Source organism: Magnetospirillum sp. LM-5, assembly GCF_902729445.1.
In the GTDB taxonomy this organism is placed as follows: Bacteria; Pseudomonadota; Alphaproteobacteria; order Rhodospirillales; family Magnetospirillaceae; genus Magnetospirillum.
The window spans coordinates 51727-64558 of the sequence record NZ_CACVCE010000072.1; the positions used below are offsets into that span (position 1 = coordinate 51727).

Consider the following 12832-nt stretch of genomic DNA (forward strand, 5'->3'; position numbering starts at 1 on the left):
AAGACGACGGTAACGGCGGTGCGAATTCTTCGAATTTTGACGATTTTTGGTGCCTTCAACCTGAGTGGTTGGGGGGCACTTGCAGAAGCGCCACAAAATGTAGTGCTGTGCACAGAATGCCCGCGCATGATCATGATCCCCATCGGGGCTTCACCCGAGCAGCTCAACCTATACGTAAGTCATAGCGAGATATCCTTCGATGATTGGGCCAAATGCTCTCAAAACGGGAAGTGCCGCCCGGTCTCGGATGACCATGGGTGGGGGAAGGGACTGCGCCCGGTCATTAATGTCAGTTGGGAGGACGCCCAGGCCTTTGCCCGGTGGGTGTCGGCGCGGTCCGGACTGACATGCCGCCTGCCATCGGAACGCGAATGGGAAGCCGCCGCCCGGGCCGGAACCGACACGGCGTTCTGGTGGGGTGACGAGCCTGGCGCCAACCTGGCCAATTGCCGCGATTGCGGCCCGGCCCCGATCTACGGGTCGCTCCCAGCCGGCAGCTTCCCGGCCAATCCCTGGGGCCTGCTCGATATGAACGGCAATGTCTGGGAATGGGTCCAGGATTGCTGGTCGGCCGACCGTTCCGGGCCGATCGACCAGGACCTTGCCGCCTGCCCCCAGCGGGTGATCAAGGGGGGCTCGTGGTACTATTACTCGGCCAACGCCCGCTGGAACGCGCGGGCCAAGAACGACGGCCGCCTGGGGAGCTATAATATCGGCATCCGCCTGGTCTGCGAACCGCCCGCCCCACGCCGCTGAACGACCGGATCGGAATTTCCGCTTGCGCTTTTATTGCGAGTGATTATCATTTGCACGTCTGAGCAAGGAGGACCCGATGACCGCCAACAGCATGCAAACCGCCATTTCCGCCCTGCGCCGGGCCGGCTTGTTCCCGACCGCCCATCGCGTGGCGATCACTTCATTGATCTTTTCCGGCCCGACGGTGGCGCTGACCGCCGACGAGGTGTGCGATCGCGCCGCCGATTCCGGCCTGGCGCTGTCGCCCGACGAGGCCCAGGCGATTTTAGGGGAATTGCAGACCCGTGGCGCCCTGCCCCAGGACCTGTCGCGCGCCGCGCCCTTGCGCCGGCCCGGCCGGTCGGAAGTAAGTCTGGCCGTCCTGGTGCTGCAGGGCATGGCCAACCCGGTCCGCCTGGCCATCCTGGCCGACCTGGCCAACGGCGAACGCAGTGTCGGCCAGCTGCGCGACCTGGTCGGCCTGCAGCCCTCGGCACTGTCACAACACCTCGCCCGGCTGCGGGTGGCAGGACTGGTCTCGACCCGCCGCGACGCCACTCGCATCTACTATTCGCTGGCGAAAAACCAAACGCGGGAGTTGTTGCGGGGGCTCGGTCAGGCGGTGGCTCGATGAAATCATTTCATTCCGTCACACGCTGCCACTAGAAATACACAGACGCACAAGGTATGACATCGGCGGGTTTGGAACCGGGTGAATACCGATCATGATTATGGAACGCCGCGTCATCGTTTTTCCGCGCGCAGACTTTCTGGATGCGATGCGCCGCTATGGCGAGGCCAATGGAAAGCCGATGCCCGACACGCCGCCGCTGGCGCTGTCGTTCGACCCGGCCCAGGACGTCGCCCTGACCGTCACCTTCCCGGCGGTGCGCGGCGGCGTCGAGACCCGCTTCGCCTTCTCGCGCGAGGATGTCGGCCAGGCCCTGGGCAATCATTGCCGCCTGCACAAGATCCCGCTGCCCAAGGAGGTCGCCAAGCAGGTCGAGAAGTTCAAGGACGGCGCCGCCCTGTCCATCCAGATCGGCACCGCCGGCCTGCATATCATGATCATCGATGACCAAGAGGTGATGCGCAATATCATCAAGAAGCTGCTGACCAAGGCCAACCCGGCCCAGATCACCGAGGCCAGGAACGGCATCGAGGCTTTGGAGATGCTGCGCTCGGGCGAGATCTTCCCCGACGTCATCTTGTGCGACCTGCACATGGACAAGATGGATGGCGGCCAGTTCCTGCAGGAGCTGCGCTCGGACAAGGCCAACGTCAATTGCAAGAAGCCGGTGCTGATCCTGACCGGCGACAAGAACGAGCAGGCCCACGAGCTGACCCGCCAGGTCGGCGCCTCGAAGGTCCTGACCAAGCCGATCTCGGCCGAGGATTTGATCAAGCAGATCATGCTGGTCCAGGGCTATTTCGAACTGAACAAGTAACCCGGGACTTAAAAAAAATCCGCGCCCCGCGATACCTTCGGTTGGGTATCCTTCACCGAAGTCGGTATGCTAGACCCAGCCGCGAGGTCGGGGATGCTACGCAATACACCAATCGGGCTTAGGCTCTATCTTATCCTGGTCGTCATGCTGGCGGCGGTGGTGGTGATCGCCATCGGCGGCGTTCAGGCCGTGCACCAGCGCATCCAGACGGAACGCCAAAGCCAGGCCCGCATCCTGGTCGAGGCGGCCCTGGGCCACCTGCATTATCTGGACGACCAGGCCCGCGTCGGGGCCATCAGCCACGCCGAGGCCCGCACCCGAGGCGTCGAGGCGATCGCCTCGATGTCGTGGCGCAAGAACGACTATCTGTGGATCAACGACTTGAACCCGGTCATCGTCTGGCACCCGCTGGGCGAATGGATCGGCCGCGATGTCAGCCAGACCCGCGATCCCAGCGGCCGGCTGTTGTTCCAGGAATTCGTCGAGCGCACCGCCGCCGGCGAGGGGGCCTTCGTCTCGTATCTCTGGCCCCGCCCCGGCAGCGCCGAGCCGCGCCCGAAGCTGTCCTATGTCCAGCGCTTCGAACCATGGGGCTGGATCATCGGCTCGGGGATCTATGTCGACGATCTCGATCAGGTGTGGCGCGACACCATCTTGCAGTGGGGCAGCCATACCGGCCTGATCGGCCTGATCGGGGTCCTGCTGGCCTGGTGGATCGGCAAGTCGGTCACCCGGCCGCTGGCCCAGGTGACCCGGACGATGCGCCGCCTGGCCCAGGGGTTGGACGTGCCCGAGCAGGAAACCGACCGCGAGGACGAAATCGGCGACCTGATCCGCGCGACCCAGGTGTTCCGCGCCAGCATCGAACAGCGCGAGGCGGCCAGGCGCGATCACGACCGGGTGCTGCGCCAGGCCAAGACGGTGTTCGACCATATTTCTGAAGGGGTGATGGTCTCGGACGACCACAACCGCATCATCGCCGTCAACCCGTCCTTCACCCGCATCACCGGCTTCGAGGCCGCCGACGTCATCGGCAAGAACCCGTCGCTCCTGTCGTCCGGCCGCCACGACGAGGCGTTCTACCGCGCCCTGTGGGCCGAGCTGCTGCAGGCCGGCGAATGGCACGGCGAGGTGTGGAACAAAACCAAGGCCGGCGAGGTCTTTCCGGAATCGCTGTCCATTTCGGTGCTGAAGACCCCCGATGGCCGCGTCGAGGGCTATGTCGCGACCTTCCTGGACATCACCGACCGCAAGCGGCGCGAGGCCACGGTGCGGTGGCGGGCCGAGCATGACGCCCTGACCAACCTTCTGAACCGCGCCCAGTTCGAGGCCCGATTGGCCAATCAGGTCCGCCTGGCCAAGGAAGATGGCTGCTCGTTCGCGCTGCTCTATCTCGACCTCGACGGCTTCAAGCAGGTCAACGACACCCTGGGCCACGCCGCCGGCGACAAGGTGCTGAAGCGCGCCGCCGCCCGTATCGAGGGCGCGGTGCGGACCTCGGACCTGGTGGCCCGCCTGGGCGGCGACGAATTCGCCATCATCGTTCCCGGCGTGCAGGGGCCCGACGATGCCGGCCGCATCGCCACCAAACTGGTGGCGTCGCTGGCCGAACCGTTCGAAATCGACGGCGTCCGCGTGCAGGTCGGCGCCAGCGTCGGCATCGCCCTTTATCCGCAGGACGGGATCGCCCCCGACACCCTGGTCGCCGCCGCCGACGAGGCGATGTACCGCGCCAAGCGCGCCGGCCGGGGCAGTTGGCAGTTTCATGCGCCGGGGCTGGTGACCGGCTGACGGTTTCGCGCTATGGTGTCGCCCCTTTGGCACCCGAGGCACCCATGAGCCTTTCTCGCTTCACCCCCCAAGCTGCCCGCGCCTTCCAATTGCCGATGGAGCGGCCCGGCCCGTTCCTGCGCTGCGTCGCCCCCTGGCTGGTGGTGGCCATCGTGGCGCGCCTGGCCCAGGCGACTCCGGCTCCCGGCCCGTCGATCGGCTTCATCTTGCAGTCCCTGGCCATCGGCACCTTCGCCACCGCCTGGATGCGGCAGGTCGCCCTGGACGAACAGCCGGTCCGGTTCGGCTTCAGCCTGCGCGCGGTGCTGGTGGCGGTGATCTATCAGGTCGCCTTGATGTTCGAAAGCTTCCCCCGGCCGTTCCTGGAACTGCTGCTGGACGGCATCAAGGACGGCCCGCTGCTGGCGGTGGCCGGCGTGCAGATTTTCCAGCTGCTGATCGGCTGCTTCTTCCTGGTGCTGCCCCACGTCGCCTTGTCCAAGCCGGGCGAGGCCGGCGGCAACCGCCTGCAATTGATGGTGCTGGCCGGCGGCCTGGGGGTGGGCCTGGGCTATGTCCTGTGCGGCCTGCCCTTCCTGGTGATGAATATGCTGTGGGACGAGGCGGCGGCCACCCTGCCGACCGAGGGTCTGGCCGGCGTGGCGGTCGATTCGGTCAGGCTGATGATCTCGTTCGCCGGCATCGGCGTCGCCAGCGCCTTCTTCGCCCAGGTGTGGATGGTGCTGCAGGGCGTCAACCCGTTCGTCAACCAGACCCCGCCGGCCGAAACCGAGGCCGACAGCGAGCCCAAGGCCAAGCGCACCGAACGGCTGAACAAGCTGACCAAGACCAAGAAATAGGGGAGCCATTGGCGCCAATCGACATTCGGTCGGCGAGGGCAAGACTTAGGACACAGATGAACACAGAACCCCGCTTCGCGGGGCACAGATGAAGAAAGATACCATTTCATCTGCGTTTATCTGTGTTCATCTGTGTCTGAAATCCCTGCCGTCACGATGTTTGGGCGGGACATGCCTGAATATCGACCCACCTTAGCGCCCCAGCAGTCCGTCGATTTCGGCCTGGGCCATGGCGCGGTCGGACCCGTGGATGATCGACGAGGCGCAATCCATCAGCAATTGGGCGGCGCGCGCCAGGGCGCGGCAGGATTCCTGCAGTTGGTCGGTGGCCACGCCGTCGGCGATCAGATGGTCCAGCCGGTCCATGCCGTCCAGCAACAGCTGATTGATCTGGCCGATGGTTTCCTCGAACGGGCGGCGGAACTTGGTCGGCACCCGGTCATAGGCCTCGATGGCCAGCTGCTTGTCCGAGAAGGTCGAATCGGCGAAGTGGGACTTGTAATCCTTGGGCTGCCACATCTTGCATTCCTCGATCATGTCCGGCATGTCCGGCAGCATGTCGAGAAGCATCACGATCTCATTGAAATGATTGAGATAGTCGGTGGCAAGCAAGGTCTGCCCGCTGATATTGGTGCCGGCGACCTTGGCTTTGTATTCCTCGAAGCCCGCCAGTTCTTCCGGCGGAATATCCCCTTCCACTGAGCCACCCCTTCCGTATCCACCCCGTGCAGGCCCATCCTTGCGCGAGCGGGTCCGTATTTCAAGAAAAGACGTATACCTTGGGTTAAGCCGAATGGATTCCGACCTGGGCGGAAAGCGCTTTCAAGCGCGGTGATAGGGGTGGCCGGAAAGGATCGCCTGGGCCCGCCACACCTGCTCGGCCAGCATGGCGCGGACCAGCATGTGCGGCCAGGTCATGGCCCCGAACGACAGCAGCAACTGGGCGCGCGACCGAACAGCCTCGCCGTGGCCGTCGGCGCCGCCGATCAGGAAGGCCAGGTCGGCGACGCCATCGTCGCGCCAACGCCCGATCTGGGCGGCGAAATCCTCGGACCCCACCGTCTTGCCGCGCTCGTCCAGCGCCACCACCAGGGCGCGCTCAGGAATCGCCGCCAGCAGCAGCTCGGCCTCGCGGGCCATGCGGGCCGCCATGGGCAGCGGCCGCTTCTCCTCGACTTCACGCAAGGTGATGGGGGCCGCCAGGCGGCGGACATATTGCTGGTACAGATCCTGCTCGGGGCCGGGCTTGGCCCGGCCGACCGCAGCCAGCCACAGCTTCACGCCGTCGTCACCTGCTGGGCCATCGCCGGATGAGCGGCCGGCCGGCCCGGCAGTTCGGGCCGAAACCCGGCGCCCCACATCTTTTCCAGATTGTAGAAGGCGCGCACTTCCGGGCGGAACAGGTGGACGATGATGTCGCCCCCGTCGATCAGCACCCAGTCGCATTGCGGCACGCCCTCGATCGCCAGCTTCTGGCCGGCATTCTTCAAGGCGTCCGCCGCGTGGTCGGCCAGGGCGCCGACATGGCGGTTCGAGCCGCCGGTGGCGATGACCATGTGGTCGGCCATGCTGGATTTGCCGCGCAGGTCGATGATGGTGATGTCCTCGGCCTTGCCGTCATCCAGGGTGGCGACAACGAGATCGACGAGTTCTTCCGCGCTTTTGAAGGCGGAACGGGAACGGGGGGCTATGGCCATGTCCTTTCGTTACGAATGGCGGTCGCCGAGGCCGGATGCAAGCGGGTGTGCAGGAACACCCAGGCCGGCGGCCGCTTTGTCACCAGCCCGCGAGACCGGGCGTCGGGCAGGCGATAGGGCCCGAACCGTCGCGCCGCCTTGGCGGAACTGGAATTCCAAGAATAGGGAGCGCGGGCCAGAATCGCAACCGGCACCGCCTGGAACAATTTCGGCCAGCGCGCCCAGCGGCTGACCTGGACCAGATTGTCGGCCCCCATCAGCCAGACGAACGCGGCCTGGCGAAAGCGCGTGCGCAAGGCGGCAAGCGTCGCCACCGTGACCCGGGTGCGCAAGAACCGCTCGATATCGGTGGCGATCAGGCGCGGATGGCCGCCGATCACCGCGCGGGCCGAGGCCAACCGATCGGCCAGCGCCGCCATGCCCGCCGCCGGCTTCAACGGATTTTGCGGACTGACCAGCAGCCACACCTGATCGAGGCGCAGCAATTTCAGCGCCAGTTCGGCGACGTGACGGTGGCCGTCATGGGCCGGATTGAACGAACCGCCCAGCAAACCGATACGGGCACGGCGCCCGTCGCCCCACGGATTGGGGGCGAAACGGCTCATGACGGGCGCACCTGGCCGCTGCCCAGCACCTTGTACTTGAAGGTGCACAATTGCTCGATGCCGACGGGGCCGCGCGCATGCATGCGGCCCGTCGAGATGCCGATCTCGGCGCCCATGCCGAACTCGCCGCCATCGGCGAACTGGGTCGAGGCGTTCCAGCAGACGATGGCCGAATCGCAGCAATTCAGGAAGGCCTCGGCGGCGTCGGGGTCCTCGGTGACGATGGCCTCGGTGTGCTGGCTGCCATAGGTGTTGATGTGGTCGATGGCGGCCTGGACCCCATCGACCACCCTGACCGAGATGATCTTGTCCAGATATTCGGTGCGCCAATCTTCCTCGGTGGCGGCGACGACGCGGTCATCGACCTCTTGCGTCAGCCCGTCGCCCCGGACCTCGCAGCCGGCGGCCAGCAGGTCCGACACCAGAAGCGCCAGGCCGGTCGAGGCCAGGCGGCGATCGACCAGCAGCGTCTCGGTCGAGCCGCAGATGCCGGTGCGGCGCATCTTGGCGTTCAGCACCACGGACCGGGCCATCTCGATGTCGGCGGCGCCATCGACATAGGTGTGGCAGATGCCCTCCAGATGCTGGAACAGCGGCACCTTGCTTTCTTCCCGCACGCGGGCCACCAGGCTTTTGCCGCCCCGGGGCACGATGACGTCGATGAAATCGGTCATGGTCAGCATCTCGCCCACCGCCGCGCGGTCGGTGGTCGGCACCATCTGCACGCTATTGGCCGGCAGGCCGGCGTCCGTGATGCCCTGGGCCAGCGCCGCCATGATGGCGTGCGAGGAATGGAAGCTTTCCGAGCCGCCACGCAAGATGGCGGCATTGCCCGACTTCAGGCACAGGCCGGCGGCGTCGGCGGTGACGTTGGGCCGGCTTTCATAGATGATGCCGATGACCCCCAAGGGCACGGCGACCCGCTGGATGCGCAGGCCGTTGGGCCGGGTCCAGTCGGCCAGCACGCGCCCGACCGGGTCGGGCAGTTGGGCGATATCCTCCAGCCCCCTGGCCATGGCCTGGATGCGCTTGTCGTCCAGCATCAGGCGGTCGAGCATGGCATCGCTGAGGCCCTTGGCCCGGCCGGCCTCCATGTCGCGCCCGTTGGCCGCCTTGATGGTGTCGGCCTGGGCGCGCAGGTGGGCGGCGGCGGCCTTCAGCGCGTCGTTCCGGGCCTGATCCGGCGTCAGCGCCAGCACCCGGCCGGCGGCGCGGGCGGCATGGCCCAGTTCGGTCATCAGGGAATGGATCTCGGTCATGGTCGCACCCTTGGGGTCAGAACTGGCGAAAGCGGGCCAACGGCAGCCCGTAGCGAGCGACATAGGCATTCGACGACAACAGTGCCTCACGGTTGTCTTCCTGCCAGCGGCGGCTGTCCTGCTCCGGGGGCAAGGTCCGCCCGGCATCGACCTCGCCGTCACGCTCGGGAACCAAAGACGTCATGGCTGGAACCATCGCTACCCCTCCATCACCAGATCGTCGCGGTGGATCAGTTCATCGCGGCCGTGCCAGCCCAGGATCGTCTCGATATCGGCCGATTTGTGGCCGATGATGCGCGCCGCGTCGGCGGAATCATAGGCCGCCAGGCCGCGCGCCAGCACCCGGCCGCTCGAATCGACCACCTGGACGCAATCGCCCTGGCGGAACTCGCCGTCGATGGCCACCACCCCGGCCGGCAGCAGGCTTTTGCCGCTCGCCAAGGCGCGCACCGCACCGGCATCCAGGGTCAGCCGACCGACCGGATTCATCGAGCCGAAGATCCATTGCTTGCGGGCGGTCCGCGCCCCGGTGGTGGGGATGAACCAGCTGGCCATGGCGCCGGCTTCCAGCGCCGCCAACGGATGCAACGGGTCGCCCTTGCAGATGGCCATGCGGCAGCCGGCCGACAGGCAGATCTTGGCGGCCGCCAGCTTGGTGACCATGCCGCCCGAGCCGTAACCGGTGCCGGGGTCGCCGGCCATGGCCTCGATCTCGGGGGTGATGTCGTCGATCACCGGCAGGTGGCGGGCGGTCGGGTCCTTGCGGGGATCGGCGGTGTAAAGCCCGTCGATGTCGGAAAACAGCACCAAGGCGTCGGAACCCGTCATCTGGGCGACGCGGGCGGCCAGGCGGTCATTGTCGCCGAAGCGGATTTCCGCCGTCGCCACGGTGTCGTTCTCGTTGATCACCGGCACCGCGCCCAGCCGCAACAGGGTTTCCAGCGTCGAGCGGGCGTTGAGGTAACGCTGGCGATCCTCGGAATCGTCCAGGGTCAGCAGCACCTGGGCGACGGTGACGCCGTGCTTGGCCAAGGCTTCCTGATAGGCGTGGGCCAGACGGATCTGGCCGGTGGCGGCGGCGGCCTGCTTTTCTTCCAGCCGGAGCGGCGGCGTCAGGTTCAGATGGCGCCGACCGACGGCGACGGCGCCCGACGACACCAAGATCACCTCTTGGCCGCGCGCCCGCACCCGGGCGACGTCGTCGCACAGGCTTTCCAGCCAGGCGCGGCGGATATGGCCGGTGGCGGCATCGACCAGCAGCGACGAGCCGATCTTGACGATCAGCCGCCGGGACTCAGCGATCGGATTGTTCGTCCTCGTCCCCGTCATCGCCCTGTTCCTGTTCGAGGTCCCCATCGTCTTCCGACTCGTCGTCGTACCAGATCCATTCGCCATCGGGGCCATAATACCCGTCGTCGAACTCGGATTCGGCGTCCTTCATGCGGCGATAGAAGCCTTCATTGCCGCGCTTGGCGACGCCGATCGCCGCCGAGGCCGCGACGATGCCCGGCTCGGCTTCCTTGGCGTCGCGGATATGGGTGAACAACGCGCCCAGAATCTCTTTCAGGCCGATGCCGGCGACGCCGGACAGCGGATAGACCTTGTGGCCGCAGGCCGCTTCCAGGGCGGCCAGCTTGTCCTTGATCTCGTCGGCGACGATGGCGTCGCACTTGTTCAAGGCCACCACCTCGGGCTTCTCGTCAAGCCCGCCGCCATAGGCCCGCAATTCCTCGCGCACGATGCGATAGGATTCGGCGACGTCGTCGGCGGTGCCGTCGATCAGGTGCAGCAGGACGCGGCAGCGCTCGATGTGGCCAAGGAAGCGGTCGCCGATGCCGGCGCCTTCATGGGCGCCCTCGATCAGGCCGGGAATGTCGGCCAGCACGAACTCGTCGCCCGACAGATAGACCACGCCCAGATTGGGATGCAGCGTGGTGAAGGGATAATCGGCGATCTTCGGGCGCGCCCGGGTGACGGCGGCCAAAAAGGTCGACTTGCCGGCATTGGGCAGACCGACCAATCCAGCGTCGGCGATCATCTTGAGCTTCAGCCAGATCCACATTTCCTGGCCGGGCCAGCCGACATCGGCGCGGCGCGGCGCCTGGTTGGTGCTGGTCTTGTAATGCAGATTGCCGAAACCGCCGTCGCCGCCCCGCAGCAGGACGACGCGGGTGCCGGCCTCGGTCATGTCGGCCAGCACCACGTCCTTGTCCTCGGCCAGCAGCTGGGTGCCGACCGGCACCTTCAGGACCACGTCGGCCCCCTTGCCGCCGGTGCAGTTGCGGCCCTGGCCGTGATGGCCCTTGGCCGCCTTGAAATGCTGCTGGTAGCGATAATCGATCAGGGTGTTGAGATTATCGACGCATTCGATGATCACGTCGCCGCCGCGCCCGCCGTCGCCGCCGTCGGGACCGCCGAACTCGATGTGCTTTTCGCGCCGAAACGACACCGCACCGGCGCCGCCATCACCGCTTTTGACGAAAATCTTGGCCTGATCGAGGAACTTCATTTTATATCGCCTCAGTCGCCGGGCGCCGCCTCCGGCGGCTTGGCTTTCGCTCGCTTACGCTCGCTCCATTGTACTGCCTGCCCCGGACGTCCGTGGAAACGCGAAAAGGGGAACGGCGGACCGTTCCCCTTCGCGCAATCCATAACCGGGAAACGGCTGATTATTCAGCGGCTTCCGGCAGCGGAGCGATGTCGATGAAGGTGCGCTCGCCGCGATGGCGGAAGGTCACCTTGCCGACGCCGGTCGCGAACAAGGTGTGATCCTTGCCGATGCCGACATTGACGCCCGGATAGAACTTGGTGCCGCGCTGACGGACGATGATGTTGCCCGGCACGACGATCTCGCCGCCGAACTTCTTGACGCCCAGTCGCTGGCCCGCGGAATCGCGGCCGTTGCGGGACGAACCACCAGCCTTTTTATGAGCCATGGGTCTTCTCCTTGCCTTACCGCTTAACCGGCGGTGATGTCGGTGATGCGCAGGATGGTGATGTCCTGGCGGTGGCCGTTCTTGCGGCGCGAGCTCTGGCGGCGGCGCTTCTTGAAGACGATCAGCTTGGGGCCGCGCGCCTGGGCGACGACCTGGGCGGTGACGGTGGCGCCGGCGACCAGCGGAGCGCCGATCTTGTCGCCCACCATGAGCACCTGGTCGAGCACCACCTGGGCACCCTCATCGCCAGCCAGCTTCTCGACGCGAATCACGTCGTCCTTGGCCACCTTGTACTGCTTACCGCCGGTCTGGATGACTGCGAACATCGGTTTGTCCTACGCAAAAATGAACTTGCGCGCCAAGGGATAAGCCCGGCGCGAGAGGGCGCAACTATACTCAGGCCCTTCCAAGAGTCAAGCGTCACAAATCCCGTTCCAATTCGCGCATCAGGAAGCGCGGCATGTCGGCGATGAAGGCGGTCAGACGTGTCACCACGTCGGGGGTGAAGAAGAACGCGGCGCGCGCATGGAAGAACACGAATCCCGATATTTGGTGACCGCGGACCATCGGCACGGTCAGCGCCGACAGATAGCCGGCGCCGCGCAACGCCCCCAGATAATCGGCGTCGGGATCGGAATAGTCGCGCAGGTCGCCGATGGTGCGGGCCTGGCCGTCACGGGCGGCGGCCGCCAGCAGCGGGGTGTCGCGCAAATCCCATTGGTAACGGTCGAGGATGGTATGCGGTTCGCCGACCTGGGCGAATGCGGCCGCCATTGACGTGCCGGAATCGTAGACCGCCATCGACACCCGGCACAAGGTGGCGTCGCCGGTCAAACGCTGCGCCTGCGCCAGGGCCGCCTCCAGCAGCCACGTCACGCGCGCCTCGCGCTTTGTCGTCGACCTCAGCACACAGTTCCTCCACCACCGCGTTACGCACAGATAGCAGCGCAGCCCGCGCGACGGAACCCCTGACCAAAGTCTGGTCAGAGCGCAGACCGCGTCAACTCGCGGCCCAGATGCCCGGTCAGTTCGCCCAGCAGGGGGGACAGACGCTGGAGCGCGGTCTCGGTGAAGGCGCCTTCGGCCTTGGAATTGACGAACAGGAAGCCGGCCACCTCGTCGGCCCCGAAGACCGCTCCGGGGATCGACATGGTCAGGCTGCTGCGAAACCCCGCCAGGCGCAAGGCCGAATGGTGGGGCGCCCTGTCGATGGCGAAGCGCGGAATGTCGTGGATGATCCGTTCGCCCGGCCCGGCGGCCAGCAGCACCAGACCCGGCATCGCCGCCAACGGCTGCTGGTAGGTATCGAGCAAGGAATCACCCTCGCCGGCATGGGCCATGGCCGAGACCAAGCCGCTGATGGCATCGTAATGGGCCACCGCCATCCGGCAGATCGATTGGCATTCGGCATGGCGCCGGATGCGCGCCAGCGCCGTATTCAATATCCACGCCGTGCGTTGGCGGCGTTGCCGCGAGGGGGTGATAATCATGGAATCCTTCGATCAAATACGAAGGATATATA

At 66.1% G+C, this 12832-nt stretch carries 17 protein-coding genes; 5 read left to right on the top strand and 12 right to left on the bottom strand.

What is annotated here, in order from left to right; all coding sequences use genetic code 11:
• Positions 1 to 132 precede the first annotated feature (132 nt).
• From MTBLM5_RS17360 to MTBLM5_RS17380, 5 genes are all read left to right on the top strand, one after another.
• Positions 133 to 756: an SUMF1/EgtB/PvdO family nonheme iron enzyme gene (locus MTBLM5_RS17360; RefSeq protein WP_254431120.1), complete on the top strand. Its 624-nt coding sequence runs from the start codon at positions 133 to 135 to the stop codon at positions 754 to 756.
• Between the two features lie 76 nt (positions 757 to 832).
• Entirely contained in the window at positions 833 to 1369 is a 537-nt protein-coding gene (locus tag MTBLM5_RS19015) for a metalloregulator ArsR/SmtB family transcription factor (RefSeq protein WP_254431116.1), read from the top strand.
• A gap of 91 nt (positions 1370 to 1460) precedes the next feature.
• On the top strand, positions 1461 to 2183 hold the full coding sequence (locus tag MTBLM5_RS17370) for a response regulator (RefSeq protein WP_173977307.1): 723 nt from the start codon (positions 1461 to 1463) through the stop codon (positions 2181 to 2183).
• 93 nt (positions 2184 to 2276) lie between these two features.
• Entirely contained in the window at positions 2277 to 3974 is a 1698-nt protein-coding gene (locus MTBLM5_RS17375) for a diguanylate cyclase domain-containing protein (protein WP_173977308.1), read from the top strand.
• A gap of 44 nt (positions 3975 to 4018) precedes the next feature.
• The gene (locus tag MTBLM5_RS17380; protein ID WP_173977309.1) at positions 4019 to 4813 is read left to right on the top strand and encodes a hypothetical protein; all 795 of its coding nucleotides are present in this window, start codon (positions 4019 to 4021) and stop codon (positions 4811 to 4813) included.
• Between the two features lie 192 nt (positions 4814 to 5005).
• Here MTBLM5_RS17380 and MTBLM5_RS17385 read toward each other — a convergent pair whose 3' ends face one another.
• The 12 genes from MTBLM5_RS17385 to MTBLM5_RS17440 all read right to left on the bottom strand — a co-directional run bounded on the left by MTBLM5_RS17385 (position 5006) and on the right by MTBLM5_RS17440 (position 12800).
• Positions 5006 to 5512 (bottom strand): hypothetical protein, encoded by a 507-nt coding sequence (locus MTBLM5_RS17385; RefSeq protein WP_173977310.1) that lies wholly within the window; start codon positions 5510 to 5512, stop codon positions 5006 to 5008.
• Between the two features lie 123 nt (positions 5513 to 5635).
• A complete protein-coding gene (rlmH, locus tag MTBLM5_RS17390; RefSeq protein ID WP_173977311.1) occupies positions 5636 to 6094 on the bottom strand; it encodes a 23S rRNA (pseudouridine(1915)-N(3))-methyltransferase RlmH in 459 nt (152 codons plus the stop codon).
• Entirely contained in the window at positions 6091 to 6510 is a 420-nt protein-coding gene (gene rsfS / locus MTBLM5_RS17395; protein WP_173977312.1) for a ribosome silencing factor, read from the bottom strand. The genes rlmH and rsfS overlap by 4 nt, the downstream gene beginning before the upstream one ends.
• Positions 6501 to 7115 carry a nicotinate-nucleotide adenylyltransferase gene (locus MTBLM5_RS17400; protein ID WP_173977313.1) on the bottom strand — a complete coding sequence of 205 codons (615 nt, stop codon included), beginning with the start codon at positions 7113 to 7115 and terminating at the stop codon, positions 6501 to 6503. The genes rsfS and MTBLM5_RS17400 overlap by 10 nt, the downstream gene beginning before the upstream one ends.
• A complete protein-coding gene (locus MTBLM5_RS17405) occupies positions 7112 to 8374 on the bottom strand; it encodes a glutamate-5-semialdehyde dehydrogenase (protein ID WP_173977314.1) in 1263 nt (420 codons plus the stop codon). Before MTBLM5_RS17405 ends, MTBLM5_RS17400 begins: the two co-directional genes overlap by 4 nt.
• A gap of 16 nt (positions 8375 to 8390) precedes the next feature.
• On the bottom strand, positions 8391 to 8558 hold the full coding sequence (locus MTBLM5_RS17410) for a type II toxin-antitoxin system CcdA family antitoxin (RefSeq protein ID WP_254431117.1): 168 nt from the start codon (positions 8556 to 8558) through the stop codon (positions 8391 to 8393).
• 14 nt (positions 8559 to 8572) lie between these two features.
• Positions 8573 to 9703, bottom strand: coding sequence for a glutamate 5-kinase (gene proB, locus MTBLM5_RS17415; RefSeq protein WP_173977316.1), 1131 nt, complete (start codon positions 9701 to 9703; stop codon positions 8573 to 8575).
• Positions 9669 to 10883, bottom strand: coding sequence for a GTPase ObgE (obgE, locus tag MTBLM5_RS17420; RefSeq protein WP_173977317.1), 1215 nt, complete (start codon positions 10881 to 10883; stop codon positions 9669 to 9671). Before obgE ends, proB begins: the two co-directional genes overlap by 35 nt.
• Before the next feature lie 160 nt (positions 10884 to 11043).
• Positions 11044 to 11310, bottom strand: coding sequence for a 50S ribosomal protein L27 (rpmA, locus tag MTBLM5_RS17425; protein ID WP_068500313.1), 267 nt, complete (start codon positions 11308 to 11310; stop codon positions 11044 to 11046).
• Between the two features lie 23 nt (positions 11311 to 11333).
• Positions 11334 to 11636, bottom strand: a complete 303-nt coding sequence (rplU, locus tag MTBLM5_RS17430; protein ID WP_068500316.1) for a 50S ribosomal protein L21 — start codon at positions 11634 to 11636, stop codon at positions 11334 to 11336.
• A gap of 94 nt (positions 11637 to 11730) precedes the next feature.
• The gene (locus MTBLM5_RS17435; RefSeq protein WP_173977318.1) at positions 11731 to 12186 is read right to left on the bottom strand and encodes a GAF domain-containing protein; all 456 of its coding nucleotides are present in this window, start codon (positions 12184 to 12186) and stop codon (positions 11731 to 11733) included.
• A gap of 107 nt (positions 12187 to 12293) precedes the next feature.
• Positions 12294 to 12800, bottom strand: coding sequence for a hypothetical protein (locus MTBLM5_RS17440; protein ID WP_173977319.1), 507 nt, complete (start codon positions 12798 to 12800; stop codon positions 12294 to 12296).
• Positions 12801 to 12832 lie beyond the last annotated feature (32 nt).